The following is a 17,256-nucleotide window of genomic DNA, read 5'->3' on the forward strand; positions in this document are numbered from 1 at the left end:
AATTATAATCTCCTATTTTGTGTATAAATATTCTGTAAATTTTTCAAGTAGCCCTGCTGTCATTTTAAATCCAAGCGCCGTTAATGTTTCTTCCAGTGCTGCCATTACCGCTATCATATCCGGTATATTGGCACTTGCACCCATATGTCCGATTCGGATAACTTTTCCTTCCAGCTCCCCAAAAGAACCAGCAAGCATAATCCCATGCTTCTCAGTCATTCGATTCAAAATATCTTCTGCCTTGATTCCATCTGGTACATCAAACACAGTAACTGTATCAGAGTAACCACTTTCCAGATGAAGTTTAAGTCCGGCTTCCTTCAATGCCTCTCTTGATGCCACGGCAATCTTATGGTGACGGTCATATAAGTCCGAATCATTTTTAATATTCTCCATAGCCGCGCCAAGACCATATATGTCACTGATTGGCATGGTATATGGAAACCAGAGATTTTTATAGTAATCTTTAAAAATCGTCAAATTGCAGTAAAAAGATGCAATCGATGTTTTTCTGTTCTCCATAGCCTTCTTTGCAGTCTCACTTATGGTTACAAAAGTCAAACCCGGAGGTGCTGAAACTGCTTTCTGTGATCCTCCACATAAAAGATCAATTTGAGCTTCATCAACATTCACCTTGTTTCCAAACATTCCAGATACGGAATCTACAACTGTCATAATTCCATAGGATTTCAGCAATGGACAAATCTTATGTATGTCATTTAACATTCCGCTTGGGGTGTCACAATGAACCACTGTTGCATATTTAAAATCGTGATGGTCTTTCAAATATTCTTCCAGTTTTTCCACATCAATTTCATTTAAATAATCAGTTGTATACAACGTTGGTTCTCCGCCATACATAGATACAAAATCAGCAAATCCTTTTCCATAAATTCCATTATCAAGAACCAGAACTTTATCTCCCGGTTCCGTCATAGATGCACATGCCGCCTCAAGTCCAAGAATTCCCTCTCCACTTAAAATGATAGTTTCATTTTCAGTATGAAGCAGTTCACTGATCATTTCACATATTTTCTTATATTCATCAAAGAAAACAGGATCCAGATCAGCATTTGTCGTAGAACGGCTTCTTGCCAGGCGAACATTTTCCGGTACCTGTACCGGACCAGGTGTCATGATTTTATACATGTGCTGCCTCCATTCTGTTAACAGCAATCTCTACAGGACGAACAACAATAAGTACAACAACTGCTGCAACTACAATCTGAACAACGTTTCCAGGAATTGATGCTACAGGAGCTACCCAGTTACCATAAATGATAATTTCAGCAATATAATATCCGACAATTTTAATAATCAGTGCCAAAACTAAAGATATAACTTTCCAAGAATATTCTTTGTGCTTTTCGCTGATTGCACCAACAACATATCCCATAACACCAACGATGACAAAAGTAAACGGTGCCCATGCAGTCCATCCGGATAACAGGTCAAACAATCCCATACCAATTCCTCCGGCCAGCATTCCTGTTTTTCTTCCAAATAACATTGCCATTAAAAACAATGGTACATTTCCAAGATGGATTAAACCTCCATTTGCTGCAATAGGCAGTCTAACGTTTACAAAAGCTGTAAATACATAAGTTAACGCTATTGCCATCCCAGTAACTGCTAAAAACTGGATTTTCTCTTTCTGATTCATTTTTATACCCTCTTTCATTTTTCTTGTTAATTTAAGTGCACTTTGACTTTGTGCTTATTAATGTAATAAATGTTTGGCATATTTGAAACATCCAGTTTTTATAAATTTAATGGTGCCAGTTTTGTTTTTTCTTCTCAACTATTCGTTTTCCCTAGTAAATCACTAGATTTTTTCTGGATTTTTTATCCACCCTTTTCTTCCTGGTCCTTTGAAAAATCCACTGTTAAATCCTGCATTTCCTCTATTACATTCAGATACCATCAGATGTATCCTGAATGTAAAATCATCCCAGTCTAATATAGTAAAAGGATGCTCTTCCGTTGCAAGAATCGTTGTAATTCCTTTTCTATATAATGGATATTCTCCTTTATAACCCTTTCTCTTCAGCTTCAGATCCAGATTTTCCCGTTTACTTTGAATCTGCTGATTCATTCTTTCTCCATAGTCCCGTTTAGGATAAGCAGATGATGCTGCCTGGATTTTTTCATAAATGCAATGGTACAGCGGCTCTCTTTTTGGTGAAAGCATTTTTTTAGACAAAAAATTTTCTATCTTCCTAAAAGGAAACATCCTGTACACCTTAAGTAATTTTACAAATTCCATGTCTCCAGCCTCCAAAGCAAGCCGTTCCATACATGTTATACCTTCATAGGTTGCAGGATATCTGTCATCCAGAGGTTCTCTGATTGGTGACCAGTGACGAAACGGTGCAAATTCTATCAGCCCCATAAGTTCCTTTTCCAGCGAATTACATACATCATCTCCAAGATACTCATATTTCTCATATATGGTACCTACCATATAGACCAGCTGCCTCCATTGCTCCTGCCCTTTTACCCAGAAATGTCCTATTTCATGGTACTGGTAACATTTAAGAATCTGATGGATTTCTTCAAACCATATGGTACATACATTCTCTGTTCCCTGATAAAGGATCAGTACATATCTCCCCTTTTCTTTGATCAGCTGTGCCTGCAGCTCCTCCTTATAATCCGATAGAAATTCCCCTGACATTCCTGCGTTTTCTAAAACTAAATAACATTCCAGCGCATCATTCATCATATAGGGAATATATATACCAGAAGAATCATTTTTATTGGTACATAATTCCAGTACCTGATACTTTATAATTTCCGCCAGTCTAAAAAACTCCGGAGACATATCCGGCTCCAGTCCTGCTAGATATTTTTCTAATTCTTCCCAATCTTTGTTCATAAATTTCCTTTTATTCCTCTACTCCGTTTTTTTCACAGATATCCTGAAGACAGCACTGATCACAATGTGGTTTTGTCCGCGCTGTGCAGATATCCCTGCCATGATAAACCAGACGATGGCAGAAATCACTGCCTTCTTCTGGAGGAATAATATCCCATAATGCCATTTCAACCTTTTTAGGTTCTTTTATCCCATCTACTAGTCCTATACGATTCACAAGACGTATGCAATGAGTATCTGTAACGATTGCCGGTTCTCCAAATACATCCCCCATAATCAGATTTGCACTTTTCCTTCCAACCCCCGGAAGTTTCAGCAGAGATTTAAAATCCGTTGGTATATTCCCGCCATATTCATCCCGTAATATTCTCATACATTTGCTGATATCTCTTGCTTTACTTTTACCTAGACCACATGGTCTGACAATCTCTTCAATATCCTCTGGTTCCGCTGCAGCCAAAGCTTCCACATCCGGGTATTTTTCATAAAGATCTTCTACCACCACATTAACTCTGGCATCAGTACATTGAGCTGCCAGCCTTACACTGACCAGAAGCTTCCATGCCTGATCATAATCCAGAGTACATCCGGCATCCGGATATTCTTTTTTCAAACGATCAATAACTTCCAATGCTAATTCTTCTTTTGTCATAACCAACAATTCCTCTCTATTCCTTTTAAAACAACAAAGCGGACAAGTCCGCTATCAACTCCCTGTATCCCTCAATTATGAGGGACTTGCTCCGCTTTGCGTGCCGATGTGTGGCAGTTTTAGCTGCTTTCCTTTGCACATCGTGCACATCTGCGCGAAGCGTTTTTTATTACATAGGAAATTCAAAAGAATTTCCTATGTAATAAAAAAAATACTTTGGATACCATTATATCATCCTTTTGATATCCAAAGTACATATATTCACAACCTATACAAAACAAACTTTACTGATTTTCCGGCAGCACAATATTTAGAATAATTGCCACAAAAGCTGCAGGAACGATTCCTGATCCTCCAAATATTAACTGTATATAATATGGGAAAGTATTTGTTGCTGCTGCTGTTGATCCAATTCCATATCCTAAACCTAATGCTACAGAAACAATGGTAATCTCTCTGGCTCCCATTGGATTCTTGGTAATCAGCTGAATACCAGAAACAACAATAGACGCAAACATCATTACGGCAGCTCCACCAAGAACAGACTGTGGCATAATGGATACAATAGCTGCGATTTTAGGGCAAAATCCACAGAGAATCAGGAACAATGCACCCATAGACAAAGCCATTCTGTTTACAACCTTTGTCATGGAAACCAACCCAACATTCTGGCTAAAAGATGTATTCGGAAGAACACCAAATAAAGCTGCCAGTGCTGATCCCAATCCATCACAGATTACCCCTCCGGAGAGCTCTGTATCTGTAGGCTCACGATCCATACCGCCTTCAATAACTCCTGAAATATCCCCAACTGTTTCTACTGCAGTTACAATGAACATGATTATAATTGGAAGAATTGCTGCAGGGTCAAAAATCAATTTTATCTCTGAAAGTTTACCAAACCCAATAAAACTCGGCAGAGAAAACCATGCTGCATCTTTAATCTGCTGAAAGTTTACAACCCATGAATATGTATATTCTACGCCTTCAGCATTTACTCCTGTTGTAGGCAGAACAAGAGTCATAATCGCTGCCGCAACATATCCTACTATAATACCAATCAGTACAGAGGCACTGCTGATCATGCTCTTGGAATCGAAAATGTGTTTTAATACAAGAATCACGATTAAAACCAGACATCCTAATCCTAAGTTATAAGGAGATGCATAATCTGCAACACCATTTCCGCCACAAAGGTAATTAATACCTACACCAATCAGTGAAAGTCCTATTGCCATTACCACACTTCCTGTAACAACCGGAGGGAAAAATTTACGCAAAGGTTTCAAAAAAGCTCCCAGAATTCCTTCAAAAACTCCTCCGATCAGGGAAGCTCCCATGATCGCACCATAACTTAATACTCCTCCACCTAAGGTTGCAATAACACTTTGGAATACTCCCAGAAATCCAGAACTTGTTCCCATGATAATTGGTACTTTTCCCCCACAAGGTCCAATGGAAAACAACTGAATCAATGTTACGATTCCCGCAATTGTCATTGCATTCTGCAGTAACGCAGTTCTCAATTCTGCAAAACCTGCATCCACAGTCAGACCACATGCTCCCATAATAATAATAATTGGGGTCAGATTCCCGACAAACATCGCCATAACATGCTGTAACCCAAGTACAATCGCATTGGAAAGGGGAATTTTCCCTTCAAATTCATAGGGAGATGTATAGCAGATTTCTTCTGATTTTTTTGTCATAATTCTCTCCTCTTTCAAAAAAAAGACCTGTCTAGAACTAATCTAAACTAAGCCTCTTTGCATCAAGTAAAATATAATCTTTTTTATGTAGCGATTATAACAAACTGTTAAAAAATCGTCAAGAAAATTATAATCCCCATCCGAATACACCTCCTGCGTTCTGCGTGCACATCCGCGCGGAGCGTTTTTTATTACATAGAAAATTCAAAGGAATTTCCTATATAAAAAAAAGAAAAACGAGTACACCGTTTCTTTCAGTTCTCGTTCTCCTTTAACCATGTATCATTTCACCAACGTTTAAACATTGCGTTGTCGTTATATTTATTATAATAATTTTCTATTAATAAATCAACTCATTTCCTTGTTACCGGTCTGCGATTTGGTTATAATAGAAATAGACTCAAGGAATTATACTCATATTAAAAATATTTTTACCAAATAAATTTTTAAACAGGAATTGGAGGATATTATGGGCGGATTTTTTGGTGTAACTTCAAAACAGGATTGTGTTTTCGATTTATATTTCGGAACAGATTATCATTCTCATTTAGGAACCAGACGTGCCGGTATGGCTGTCTATAGTAAAGATGATGGCTTTGACCGTGCCATTCACAATATCGAAAATGCACCTTTCCGTACAAAGTTTGACAAAGATGTAAATACTATGCATGGATACATGGGAATCGGCTGCATTTCTGATTATGAACCGCAGCCATTGATTGTTCGCTCTCATCATGGAACCTACGCTATTACAACTGTTGGTAAAATTAATAACACCGATGAAATCATTCAGCAGATGTTTCATTCAGGACACACTCATTTTCTTGAAATGAGCGGCGGTGACATCAATGCAACAGAATTGGTAGCATCAATTATCAATCAGAAAGACAACCTGATTGAAGGTATCCAATATGCACAGGAAATTATTGACGGTTCAATGACTATTCTGCTGCTGACTCAGAAAGGAATCTATGCTGCAAGAGATAAAATGGGACGAACTCCGGTTGCCATTGGAAAAAAAGATGATGGTTTCTGCCTCTCTTTTGAAAGTTTTGCATACCTGAATCTTGGATATACAGATTTCCGTGAACTTGGTCCTGGAGAAATTGTTATTATGACACCAGAAGAAGTTCGCACATTGGTTCATCCAGGAAAAGACATGAAAATCTGCACATTCCTTTGGGTATATTATGGCTATCCTTCTTCATCCTATGAAGGAATCAGTGTTGAGGAAATGCGTTACAACTGTGGTAAAAAACTGGCTCAGCGAGATGACGCTTCCCCTGATACCGTTGCAGGTGTTCCCGATTCGGGAATTGCCCATGCCATTGGATATGCAAATGAATCCGGTATTCCATTTTCCAGACCATTTATTAAATATACTCCAACCTGGCCTCGTTCTTTTATGCCAACGATCCAGAGCAAGCGAAATCTTATTGCAAAAATGAAACTGATACCGGTTCATGATTTAATCCAGAACAAAAGTCTCTTATTAATTGATGATTCCATCGTAAGAGGAACTCAGCTTCGTGAAACAACAGAATTTCTTTATCAGAGCGGTGCAAAGGAAGTTCATATTCGTCCTGCATGTCCACCATTATTGTATGGCTGCAAATATTTAAACTTCTCTCGTTCATCTTCTGAAATGGATCTGATTACTCGCCGAATTATCAAGCAGATTTCCGGAGATTACAAAAATGTTCATCTGGATGCTTATGCAAACCCTGATACACCGGAGTACCAGGCAATGATCAATGAAATCTGTAAACAATTGAATTTTACTTCCCTTCGCTATCATCGTCTGGATGACATGATTGAATCTGTTGGACTTGATCGAAGCAAGTTATGCACTTACTGCTGGGACGGTAAAGAATAAAAATAATAAAAACGCTTATCTTTCAAAACATGAGAGATAAGCGTTTTCTAATATCTAATCTATTATTTTCTATCAAAAATCTTACTTACAATAAGACATAAGATAATGGTAATTACCATATCCGGTAAAGTATTTCCAACGATGATGTCTACAGTCATAAGATAGCGATACACAGCAAATCCTATAACCCAGACAATCATATCCGGAACACTGACTGTTTTTTTGCTATTATCACGATCCATTAAAAAGAAGTTTGCAATCTGAATAGCAATCATTGGTGCAAATACAGAACCGATCAAATATAAAAAGTTTGTAATATTGTCCATTGGATATACAATGGCAGCAATTGTACCAATAACAGTAGCAACAACTGCAACCCCTTTTCCATTGATTCCTGATACAATTGTCTCGCTGGAAATACCTGCAGAGTATGCATCAAGGAATGTGGTTGTTACTGTTGAAAAGATGATGATCAGCAATCCTGCGATTCCAAGGCCTGCTTTTACCATGATTTGCGCAATATCATACTCTCCTGTGTAAATAGCTGCACCCATTCCAATCACATACATCCAGCTACTGACAAGTCCATAAACAACTGCACTGACTGCTGTTGCTTTTACAGGCTCTTTGGCTTCTCTTGTATAATCACTGATCAACGGAAGCCATGATAAAGGCATTGCAACAGAAAGCTCCACAGCTGCACCAAAAGTCATGCTATCATCCATAGCAGCTTTGACCACTCCCTGGTCAAAGAAAATAACTTTACAGAGAATCAAAGTAAGAATAAATAATGCCGTCATAGCAACAGTATTGATTTTCCCTAAATTTGTAATTCCAACAACAATCCAGAGAATAATCAAAGCACCAATTACAAGACACCAGATCCATCTTCCAATATTCAGTGCCCCATTAGCTGCCAATGCTCCATCATAAATCATAATAGCAGTCCATCCAACCAGCTGCAGCACATTTAAAAACGCAAACAGCAGACTGCCCTTCTGTCCAAAGCTCATTTTTACTGTTTCCATGGCACTTTTGCGGACTTTTCCACCAATAACTCCTGCCAGAAACAGCATAAAACATCCTATAATATGTCCAATAATAATTGCCTGTAACCCTTTTGAGAATCCAAGAGGTGCCAGATAAGTCCCTGTGAGAATTTCAGCGATGGAAACTCCTGCACCAAACCAGATCAATCCGTTGTCAAATAAAGAAGTTCGTTTTGTGTCCATTATTTTTGTTCCTCCCCAGCCTCTTTTGTATATTCACCTTTTAAATCAAATCCATGATCCATAGGACCACTTCCTTCTCCAAGATCAAGCATTGCTGCCAATGCCCCAGAAATGTAAGCTTTTGCACGTTCTACAGATGTATCCAGATCAAATCCTTTTGCCAGATTTGATGCAATAGCACTGGATAGCGTACACCCTGTTCCATGGGTATTGGAATTATCAATTCTTTTCCCGTAGAACCATTTATATTCTCCATCACGATAGAGAAGATCATTTGCATCATTTAACTGATGTCCGCCTTTACAAAGCACTGCACAATGATATGTTTCACTAATCTTCTTGGCTGCCTCGATCATATCTTCCTCAGAGGCAATCTTCATATCAGATAATACTTCTGCTTCCGGAATATTTGGAGTCAGTATACATGCCAATGGAAACAATTCATCTTTTAATGTTCCAATTGCATCGTCACTAATCAGCTTGGAACCGCTGGTAGCTACCATTACCGGATCCACAACAATATTTTTTGCATTATAAGCTTTTAGTTTTTCTGCTATTTTAATAATTAAAGGACTGGAAGAAACCATTCCGATTTTAACTGCATCCGGATAAATATCTTCAAATACTGCATCCATCTGCTGTCCTAAAAATTCTGGACTTACTTCCATTATTCCTGTTACGCCGGTCGTATTTTGTGCAGTTAAAGCAGTGATTGCACTCATGGCATAAACACCATTAGTAATCATTGTTTTCATATCTGCCTGGATGCCGGCGCCTCCACTAGAATCACTTCCAGCGATTGTTAATGCTGTTTTCATAATCTCTCTTCCTTTCTGCATTAATTTTATACAGCGACATAAAGTGGTGCCCCCAGTTTGCCGCTTTTCTATTTATAGAAAACATTTTCCTATAAAAGAACAGAGTGGACAAGTCCGCTTCAATTTCCTATGTACAAAAAGAAACGGATATGCCGCCATAGGCATATCCGCAAATATTTATCCTGCTATATCCCTACGTTGGCATTATCCACATCAGGTCACGGGTCAAGACTATACAGTCTACTCTCAGCCTGCTTTCTGCAAGCTCCCCTTTCTAATTTATCATTGACATTATATACCCGGAAGCATGGAAATTCAAGGTGATTTTAAATGCCGATCCTTTATAAAGCAAAAACCCCCAGGAATTTTCCTGAGGATCTGCTTTATTTCTTAAATTCTTTTTCCTGATATTTCTTTAATATATGATTGTACATCATACGGACTGCCGGAGCCATAAAGTCTGGATTCATAGTGGCAATTCCTATGATTCGGCTTGCCTCCGGATTAATCGGATAACAATCCACTTCATATGGTATATCATGCATTACCAGTTCCGGCATTAAGCAGATTCCAAAACCTTTTTCCACCAGTGCTATGGTAGAAAGATCATCTACCACATGATAATTGGATTGAACCTGTAAAGAATTTTCCTTAAGAAAATTCTGTATATCTGCATCTGTACTGTCTCTCTGAGTTACAAACTGATAATTTTTCATTTCTTCAATATCCATATATCCTTCTGTCCCAGTCCTTTTGGCTGCTTTAGGAAGAACACACAATAAAGGATCTCTGTACAAAGGCTCTATTGGCAGATCTTTTGCACTGGACACAGATAAAAATCCCAGGTCCACCACACCTTTTTTTATCCAGTAAAACACATCATCATAGGTTCCTTGAAATACTTCTATCTCAATCTCTGCATATCTTTTTCTAAAAGAATGCAGTATCTCTGGCAGCCAGCTGGTACATACACTGGAAAAGACTCCGATTTTTACTTTTCCCTGCTTTAATCCATTTAAATCTGCAATTACCTGCTGAAGACTTTCATCACTGTTTAGTACAGCATTCACATATGGCAGAAGCTGCTCTCCATAGTTTGTCAGCGTTACCCCTGCCTTGCTTCTGGTGAGAACGGAAAAGCCAAGTTTACTTTTCATGGAAGAAATGGTATGGCTGATAGCTGATGGTGTAAGTCCAAGTAAATCTGCTGCTTTATGAAAGCTGCCAACTTCCGCAATTGTCTTAAATACCTGATAGGTAAGTAATGTCATGAAAACTCTCCCTGTTTATCGATTGCATTTATACAGAAGATCTTCCCATCTTCTATCTACTTCTGCCTGGAACTGTTCAATTAAATGTTCATTTCCTGGTTTAAATAAATGTTTGAATCTTCCCTGTGGTCTTAGAAAATCTTCAATTGGAAGTTTTTTCTTTGGTTCATATGTCAGATTCCATTTTCCATGGTCTACCTCAAACATTGGCCAATAGCATGTTTCTACTGCCAGACGGCAGATTTCCATAATATCCTCTGTATTATAACGCCATCCTCTTGGACATGGTGTCATAATGTTCAGGAAACTTGCTCCTTCTGTATAAATAGCTTTTTCTGCTTTTTTATGTAAGTCATTAAAATTTAATGTAAATGTACTCTGTCCTACATAGGCAACATCATGATCTGCAATAATACTTGCCAGATCTTTACGATTCTGCATCTTACCATTTGACTGGGTTCCTGATGGTGTTGTTGTAGTATCTGCAAACATAGGTGTTGCAGAGGAACGCTGAATACCTGTATTCATATACGCACCATTATCATAACATACATATACCATATCATGTCCACGTTCCATGGCACCAGACAAAGACTGGAATCCGATATCATAGGTTCCGCCATCTCCACCAAACGCAATAAATTTATAATTAGCATCTTCTGGTAATTTTCCACGTTTTTTTAGCGCTTTATATGCTGTTTCCACACCACTTAAAGTAGCTCCTGCATTTTCAAATGCATTATGAATGTAACTGTCTTCCCATGCTGTATATGGATACATGAAAGAAGACACTTCCAGACATCCCGTTGCGTTGGCGATTACTGCATGATCTCCTTCATGCAGTGAACGCAATACTGCACGCACTCCAATAGTAGCTCCGCATCCGGCACACATACGATGCCCTGGTGCAAGACGCTCCGGTTTATTCATCATTTCTTTTATATTATAACTGCTCACAGCGATCCTCCTATTTACGTAATCCGATGTACTTAAACTGCTCGACTTCTTTTCCATTTTCTACATGATCTTCTAATTCAGCAAAAATATCATATACATTCTGCACTGTAAAATCACGCCCTGCCAGCCCGTAAATGTAATTAACAGTATCAATCATAATCTTCTTTCGGAAAAGGCCTGCGGTTACTTCGCTTCCTAAAGGTCCGCCGTTTCCATTGTAGCTTTCTGTACGATCCATAATAGCAACAGCTTTTGCATTTTTCAATGCATCTGCCAGCTCGTCTGCCGGGAATGGACGGAATACGCGAAGTTTAATAACTCCAACTTTCTTTCCTTCTGCTCTTAAATCATCCACTGCCTGTTTTGCAGTTCCTGCGGCAGATCCCATGATCAGCATAATATAATCTGCATCTTCCGTCTTGTATTCTTCAAATAATCCATAACTTCTTCCGGAAATTTTTTCAAATTCTGCGGCAACCTGTAAAATAACTTCTTTAGCATTTTCCAGAGCAATTTCCTGATTCTTCCTTGCTTCCATTGCATAATTGGTTACTGAATAAGGTCCTACAGCAACTGGTTTCCCTGGATTTAATAAAAATTCTTCCGGTCTATATTCTCCAACAAAGTCTTTAACTTCCTGATCTTCCAGCAATTCAATATTTTCCACTGCATGGCTTGTAATAAATCCATCCTGACAAATCATAATCGGAAGATGTACATCAGCATTTTCCGCAATTGGATATGCCTGGATAAAGTTATCATAAGCTTCCTGGTTATTTTCTGCATAAATCTGGATCCACCCGGTATCTCTTGCACCCATTCCGTCTGAATGGTCACAGTTAATATTGATAGGTCCTGATAATGTACGGTTAACCAGTGCCAGTGCAATCGGCATACGATTGGATGCCGCCAATAATAATTCTTCCCACATAAGGGCAAGACCTGCAGAAGATGTAGCTGTCAGTGTTCTCGCTCCTGCTGCTTCTGATCCAATGGCTGCACTCATGGCTGAGTGTTCACTTTCCACTGGAATAAATTCTGTGTCAACTGCCCCATTTGCAATATAGGTTGATACCATCTGAGGAATTTCTGTCGATGGTGTAATTGGGAATGCAGGCATAACATCCGGATTAATCTGACGGATTGCGTAAGCCACCGCCTCATTACCTGACATACGATCTTTTTTTGCCATCTTATCTTCCCTCCTTCATTTCAATTGCATAGAAAGGACATGCTTTTGCACAAATTCCACATCCTTTACAATGGTCATAATCAAATTCAACTCTTTCACCATCTTTTAACGGTATACTGGAATCAGGACAGACCATAGAACAAACCAGACAATCCCTGCACAAATCTTTGTTGAGAATCGGTGTTCTTGTTCTCCATTCACCGGTATTAAAATATTTAGAAGTTCCCCCAGCAAACATCATCAGACCTTCTGTCAGTTCCTGATGAGGAGTCTGCTCATTAATCTTATGTATATCTGTTCTCATATTTTTTCTCCATTTTTTCTATCATTTTTCCTGTTTATTAATCATTCATAAGCCGTTATTCTTATAGTCTATAACACATCTTTCAATGTTTCATATGTCATTTCCAGTGCCTGCATGTTTCCTTCGATGACTTCCGGTTTCTTTGCAAATTTATGCTGATATGAAACTCTCATTTCGGATATGAAATCCTCTTTTTTCATGATACCGCTGACTGCAACTGCTGCTGCAAGCATTGGTGAATTTGGAAAGTTTTTACCTAATGCTGCTACAGAAATCTTTCTGGCGTCTACGGTATACACATTTCCTGTATATCCATTTAAAAACGGTTTTATCTCTTCCGGTTTTTTTGGTGTGTTAACAATAATTGCTCCTTCTTCCTTTAATCCTGCAGTTACATCTACAGAATGAAGTAATGTTTCGTCTACTACAACTACCAGCCCTGGTGTGTAGATATTAGAATGCACTCGAATCACTTCATCGCTGATTCTGTTATAAGCAGTAATCGGGGCTCCCATTCTTTCCGGTCCATATTCCGGGAATCCCTGTACATATTTTCCTGTTTTAAATGCCACATCTGCTAAAAGCAGGGCTGCCGTTTTAGCACCCTGTCCGCCACGTCCATGCCATCTGATCTCAAGTCCGTTGTTCATGGTTACTTTTCTCCCTTTTCATTTTTCTTTTTTATTCTGTAATGAATTATTTTCACGTTCAAGTTGTACTTTTTTCAGCAATTCCTATTATATTACAAAATCCCACATTATAACTTGAAAATATGAATACATTTCATCATAAAGTTGAATTATTTTCATCAATGTTATAAAGCTTTTCTGAAGCAGAAAAAAGCGACAGCCTCAAAGCTGTCGCTTTTAGATTATTATTTTTTATCAACCCAAATCCATAGCCGGTACATGATATATCCCCAGATTAAAAATAAAGTGATTAGTACCCACATAGGAACCGGACTCGTATAATAATTTCCATTTACATATTTCGCAAACTGTGGAATATCCGCATAATAGTAGGCACCTGCACCAAAATCAAGAGAATCAATCAGCCCTAAATGCCTGCTCATAATATAAATTCCATAAATAACTGCAAAAATAAAACTTCCTATACAAAATCCATTACATATTTTTATATATACAGGCGTTTTCTTTTCGTTCTTCATATTCCTTCCTCCTATGCTGCAATATTTGGAAGAGGGAAGAAATGTCCGGAAAGTAAAACCCATACTGCTATAAATGTCAAAACAATATTAAATATTTGTCCTATCACATATAAAGTTAATGGTTTCCCACCTTGCATCTGCTCTTTAATTTCACGGAAATTTGTATCCAATCCAATACTGGTAAATGCCAGCACAAATGCCCAGTTTTTATACTGATCTAACACACTATTAATTGCAGCAACTTTTTCCTGACCTGCCAGTGGCTGTACTATAAAGGATGCAATCAGGGAAGCTGCAAAAAATCCTAAAATAAACTTTGGAAGACGATACCAGATTTCAGCAGCTGTAATTTTACGTTCTTTCTGATCTCCTTTTTCAACATGTGCTGTAAAAAACACTGCAACTGCAAATGCAATAAATCCAATAAGGATATTCTGAATAGATTTTACTAAAACTGCAGATGTCTGTCCAAGCTGCCCCAGTGCAGTTCCTGCTACAGTTACAGCTCCAGTAGAGTCTACGGTTCCACCGATTAATGCTCCACCCATCAGTCCACCTAAACCGATCGCCTTAATAATGATTGGCTCCAGAACCATCATAAGAACTGTAAAAATAATAGAAATAGATACTGCCAGAGACAAATCCGTCTTTTTCGCCTTACTTGCCGCTCCTGTTGCAATTGCTGCACTTGTTCCACACACAGATGTTGCTGTTGCAAGAGTAATCACCAATGGTTTATTATCTATTTTTAATACTTTTGTTCCAAAAAACCACATGAAAATTATAACAGTAGGTGTTACCAGCCATGCAATTCCTAAGCCATAAAGTCCAAAATTTACAATATTAGAAAATAATACAGAAAATCCCATAATCACTAATCCGGCTTTAATATAAAATTCTGTTTGCACTGCCGGTTTCAGCCAGTCTGGAACACCAATTGTATTTGCAATCACTAATCCAACAGCCAAAGCAAAAAAGGCCCATTCCAAATAACGATTTAATGTGTATTCGGCACTAATTAATCTTACAATTACTGCAAGAGCAAAAATACCTGCATATGCCGGAACATAGGTTTTTGCTGAAGTCCCTCTTAACACATTTCCTACTGTAAATAAAACTCCGAGGACGACTGCTGTTAAAATTAATCTAAAAACCAATCCTGCTGACCAGATGCTTGCTAAGCTGACTCCATTTCCCCATGTATCAAATTTAGCTGCACTGAAATCAAATGCTCCCGTTAAAACTCCCACAGAAGCTGCAATAATGACAATAAAACCAATCCACACTGCCAGCCAGTCTTCTGTATGGAATAACTCCGATGATTTAAATTTTTCTGTTGTTACAATATCGTTCGGTGCTGAAACACCTGTAGCTGCTGTATAACTCATATTCATATCCTCTCTTTTCTCTATTATCCAAAATCAACTTTATTATTTTCTCAAATGCTTTTTATCGTATTCTTTCTGCACATACAACATCGCATTATCTCCTTGATACTCACTTCGCATTTAAATAGTTCCGTCTTTTGCATATTGTATGCCTCCTTTTCATTAATTTTAAAAACAGTAGAAAACAAAAATCAAAGCCCTCAAACATATATCCGAAACTCTTGTTTCCCTGTTATTTGATTTACATTGTTTTCCTATCTGTTTTGTATGAAATGAATTATAATCATAAAATATTCATATGTCAATAGTTTTTTCTAAAAACAAAACTGACAAGTCCGCTATCAGCTCCCTATGTAAAAAAAATAGAAGAAACCTTAAATGTCTCCTCTATGATATATCACCCATATTATTTTATAATTTTTATGCCTCAGCTTCCGGTGCTGCTTCCATATTCTTTGGAAGTATCAAATTCAGAATAACAGCTACCAGAAAGACAACTGCAACACAGTTTTCAGCAAAAACATTTTCCACGATCTGTGGAAAAATACCAAATATTTCAGGAACCTGTGTAAATCCGATTCCAGTACTTAAAGATAATGCAGCAATGGTTATATTTCTCTGAGAATAACCACATTTGCTCATCATCTGCAGCCCGCTGATTACGATTGTTCCAAACATCATAATCGTGCAACCTCCTAATACAGCATCTGGTAAAGTTGCAAGTATCGCACCAAATACCGGGAAAACTCCCGCAAGAATCATGATAACTGCTCCTGTTGCAATAGTAAAACGATTTACAATCTTTGTCATTGCTACAAGTCCTACATTCTGGCTAAATGATGTAATCGGCAGACAGCCGAAAACGGAAGATAATGCACTGATAAATCCGTCACATGCCAAAGACCCGGAAATCTCTTTTTTTGTAACTTCTCTTCCCAGTCCTGAATTGGCCAGTGCCGATGTATCCCCTATGGTTTCCGTCGCTGATACCAAAAAGATAAGTACTACAGAAATAATAGCATTGGCATTAAATTCTGGTTTAAATGGCATAATCGATGGCAATGCTATAATCGATGTATCCTTTATCGCAGAAAAGTCTACAACTCCCATTGCAAATGCTACAATATATCCCACAATCAGTCCAACAAGAACTGACAGCTGCTTCCAATATGATTTTGCAAAAATATTAAAAAGAAGACAGCATAACAATGTAATGGTTCCAAGAATCCAGTTGGTTGCAGAACCAAAAGTTTCACTTCCGCTTCCTCCTCCAAAAGAGGTTGCTCCAACTGATAATAAGGAAAATCCAATTGCTGTTACTACACTGGCAGATACGATTGGAGTAATAATTTTCGTCCAGTATTTAGCAAACAAACCTAAAAATCCTTCTATTATACCACCTACTAAAACTGCCCCGACAATGGCATTATATCCATATGCAGGTCCCACATAACACATAACGGAAACAAAAGTAAAACTGATTCCCATTACAATAGGAAGTCCTGAGCCAACTTTCCATATCGGGAATAGCTGAATTAATGTTCCAATCCCTGCAATAACCATGGCACTTTGAATCAGCATGGCACTTTGTTTTGAATCAAGCCCGCTGGCACCTGCAACAATAAGAATCGGAGCAATATTGGCTACAAACATAGCCAGTATATGCTGCAATCCAAATGGTATTGCTTTCCCAACAGGAACTTTTCCTTCTAAATGATAAATGTTTTCAATACTTGCCGTTTTTTTCATTCTCTCTCATACCTTTCTTTCATTTGTATCAGAGTATCAAATTTTATATTATCTGACAAGTA

General features: G+C 38.1%; 16 protein-coding genes and 1 riboswitch. Of the genes, 1 reads left to right on the forward strand and 15 read right to left on the reverse strand.

The window, feature by feature from the left end; translation table 11 throughout:
• Positions 1-12: 12 nt before the first annotated feature.
• The 5 genes from KTB61_RS05185 to KTB61_RS05205 form a co-directional block, all read right to left on the reverse strand.
• A complete protein-coding gene (locus tag KTB61_RS05185; RefSeq protein WP_075759569.1) occupies positions 13-1,149 on the reverse strand; it encodes a pyridoxal-phosphate-dependent aminotransferase family protein in 1,137 nt (378 codons plus the stop codon).
• Entirely contained in the window at positions 1,142-1,663 is a 522-nt protein-coding gene (locus KTB61_RS05190; protein WP_230973616.1) for an ECF transporter S component, read from the reverse strand. The genes KTB61_RS05185 and KTB61_RS05190 overlap by 8 nt, the downstream gene beginning before the upstream one ends.
• Before the next feature lie 162 nt (positions 1,664-1,825).
• The gene (locus tag KTB61_RS05195) at positions 1,826-2,878 is read right to left on the reverse strand and encodes a DUF3878 family protein (RefSeq protein ID WP_216696962.1); all 1,053 of its coding nucleotides are present in this window, start codon (positions 2,876-2,878) and stop codon (positions 1,826-1,828) included.
• A 10-nt stretch (positions 2,879-2,888) separates the two neighbouring features.
• Positions 2,889-3,530, reverse strand: a complete 642-nt coding sequence (locus KTB61_RS05200) for an endonuclease III domain-containing protein (protein WP_216696963.1) — start codon at positions 3,528-3,530, stop codon at positions 2,889-2,891.
• 284 nt (positions 3,531-3,814) lie between these two features.
• Positions 3,815-5,239 carry a uracil-xanthine permease family protein gene (locus KTB61_RS05205; protein WP_216696964.1) on the reverse strand — a complete coding sequence of 475 codons (1,425 nt, stop codon included), beginning with the start codon at positions 5,237-5,239 and terminating at the stop codon, positions 3,815-3,817.
• Between the two features lie 469 nt (positions 5,240-5,708).
• Here KTB61_RS05205 and KTB61_RS05210 point away from each other — a divergent pair, with 469 nt between their 5' ends.
• Complete coding sequence (locus KTB61_RS05210) at positions 5,709-7,115, forward strand: amidophosphoribosyltransferase (RefSeq protein ID WP_075759574.1); 1,407 nt, start codon at positions 5,709-5,711, stop codon at positions 7,113-7,115.
• A 62-nt stretch (positions 7,116-7,177) separates the two neighbouring features.
• On the opposite strand, the gene cytX is transcribed toward KTB61_RS05210, so the two are convergent.
• From cytX to KTB61_RS05260, 10 genes are all read right to left on the reverse strand, one after another.
• Positions 7,178-8,347: a putative hydroxymethylpyrimidine transporter CytX gene (gene cytX, locus KTB61_RS05215; protein ID WP_216696965.1), complete on the reverse strand. Its 1,170-nt coding sequence runs from the start codon at positions 8,345-8,347 to the stop codon at positions 7,178-7,180.
• On the reverse strand, positions 8,347-9,165 hold the full coding sequence (thiD, locus tag KTB61_RS05220) for a bifunctional hydroxymethylpyrimidine kinase/phosphomethylpyrimidine kinase (protein WP_216696966.1): 819 nt from the start codon (positions 9,163-9,165) through the stop codon (positions 8,347-8,349). Before thiD ends, cytX begins: the two co-directional genes overlap by 1 nt.
• 173 nt (positions 9,166-9,338) lie before the next feature.
• Positions 9,339-9,447, reverse strand: a riboswitch (TPP riboswitch).
• A gap of 101 nt (positions 9,448-9,548) precedes the next feature.
• A complete protein-coding gene (locus tag KTB61_RS05225) occupies positions 9,549-10,436 on the reverse strand; it encodes a LysR family transcriptional regulator (protein ID WP_216696967.1) in 888 nt (295 codons plus the stop codon).
• Between the two features lie 15 nt (positions 10,437-10,451).
• The gene (locus KTB61_RS05230) at positions 10,452-11,369 is read right to left on the reverse strand and encodes a thiamine pyrophosphate-dependent enzyme (protein WP_075760550.1); all 918 of its coding nucleotides are present in this window, start codon (positions 11,367-11,369) and stop codon (positions 10,452-10,454) included.
• Between the two features lie 34 nt (positions 11,370-11,403).
• Positions 11,404-12,585 carry a pyruvate ferredoxin oxidoreductase gene (porA, locus tag KTB61_RS05235; RefSeq protein WP_216696968.1) on the reverse strand — a complete coding sequence of 394 codons (1,182 nt, stop codon included), beginning with the start codon at positions 12,583-12,585 and terminating at the stop codon, positions 11,404-11,406.
• Between the two features lies 1 nt (position 12,586).
• The gene (locus KTB61_RS05240; protein WP_075759578.1) at positions 12,587-12,889 is read right to left on the reverse strand and encodes a 4Fe-4S binding protein; all 303 of its coding nucleotides are present in this window, start codon (positions 12,887-12,889) and stop codon (positions 12,587-12,589) included.
• Between the two features lie 68 nt (positions 12,890-12,957).
• Positions 12,958-13,539, reverse strand: a complete 582-nt coding sequence (locus KTB61_RS05245) for a 2-oxoacid:acceptor oxidoreductase family protein (RefSeq protein WP_075759579.1) — start codon at positions 13,537-13,539, stop codon at positions 12,958-12,960.
• Between the two features lie 224 nt (positions 13,540-13,763).
• Positions 13,764-14,057 carry a hypothetical protein gene (locus tag KTB61_RS05250; protein ID WP_192846101.1) on the reverse strand — a complete coding sequence of 98 codons (294 nt, stop codon included), beginning with the start codon at positions 14,055-14,057 and terminating at the stop codon, positions 13,764-13,766.
• A gap of 11 nt (positions 14,058-14,068) precedes the next feature.
• On the reverse strand, positions 14,069-15,445 hold the full coding sequence (locus KTB61_RS05255) for a YeiH family protein (RefSeq protein WP_216696969.1): 1,377 nt from the start codon (positions 15,443-15,445) through the stop codon (positions 14,069-14,071).
• Between the two features lie 420 nt (positions 15,446-15,865).
• Positions 15,866-17,194: a uracil-xanthine permease family protein gene (locus tag KTB61_RS05260; RefSeq protein WP_075759581.1), complete on the reverse strand. Its 1,329-nt coding sequence runs from the start codon at positions 17,192-17,194 to the stop codon at positions 15,866-15,868.
• Positions 17,195-17,256 lie beyond the last annotated feature (62 nt).

This window comes from Anaerostipes faecalis (genome assembly GCF_018982945.1).
Lineage (GTDB): Bacteria > Bacillota > Clostridia > Lachnospirales > Lachnospiraceae > Anaerostipes > Anaerostipes faecalis.

Coding starts and splice junctions, on each gene's coding strand:
- KTB61_RS05250 (WP_192846101.1), bottom strand. CDS start 14,057: ATGAAGAACGAAAAGAAAACGCCTGTATATATAAAAATATGTAATGGA.
- KTB61_RS05225 (WP_216696967.1), bottom strand. CDS start 10,436: ATGACATTACTTACCTATCAGGTATTTAAGACAATTGCGGAAGTTGGC.
- KTB61_RS05255 (WP_216696969.1), bottom strand. CDS start 15,445: ATGAGTTATACAGCAGCTACAGGTGTTTCAGCACCGAACGATATTGTA.
- KTB61_RS05240 (WP_075759578.1), bottom strand. CDS start 12,889: ATGAGAACAGATATACATAAGATTAATGAGCAGACTCCTCATCAGGAA.
- KTB61_RS05185 (WP_075759569.1), bottom strand. CDS start 1,149: ATGTATAAAATCATGACACCTGGTCCGGTACAGGTACCGGAAAATGTT.
- KTB61_RS05205 (WP_216696964.1), bottom strand. CDS start 5,239: ATGACAAAAAAATCAGAAGAAATCTGCTATACATCTCCCTATGAATTT.
- cytX (WP_216696965.1), bottom strand. CDS start 8,347: ATGGACACAAAACGAACTTCTTTATTTGACAACGGATTGATCTGGTTT.
- KTB61_RS05230 (WP_075760550.1), bottom strand. CDS start 11,369: ATGATGAATAAACCGGAGCGTCTTGCACCAGGGCATCGTATGTGTGCC.
- KTB61_RS05195 (WP_216696962.1), bottom strand. CDS start 2,878: ATGAACAAAGATTGGGAAGAATTAGAAAAATATCTAGCAGGACTGGAG.
- KTB61_RS05200 (WP_216696963.1), bottom strand. CDS start 3,530: ATGACAAAAGAAGAATTAGCATTGGAAGTTATTGATCGTTTGAAAAAA.
- KTB61_RS05190 (WP_230973616.1), bottom strand. CDS start 1,663: ATGAATCAGAAAGAGAAAATCCAGTTTTTAGCAGTTACTGGGATGGCA.
- thiD (WP_216696966.1), bottom strand. CDS start 9,165: ATGAAAACAGCATTAACAATCGCTGGAAGTGATTCTAGTGGAGGCGCC.
- KTB61_RS05245 (WP_075759579.1), bottom strand. CDS start 13,539: ATGAACAACGGACTTGAGATCAGATGGCATGGACGTGGCGGACAGGGT.
- KTB61_RS05260 (WP_075759581.1), bottom strand. CDS start 17,194: ATGAAAAAAACGGCAAGTATTGAAAACATTTATCATTTAGAAGGAAAA.
- KTB61_RS05210 (WP_075759574.1), top strand. CDS start 5,709: ATGGGCGGATTTTTTGGTGTAACTTCAAAACAGGATTGTGTTTTCGAT.
- porA (WP_216696968.1), bottom strand. CDS start 12,585: ATGGCAAAAAAAGATCGTATGTCAGGTAATGAGGCGGTGGCTTACGCA.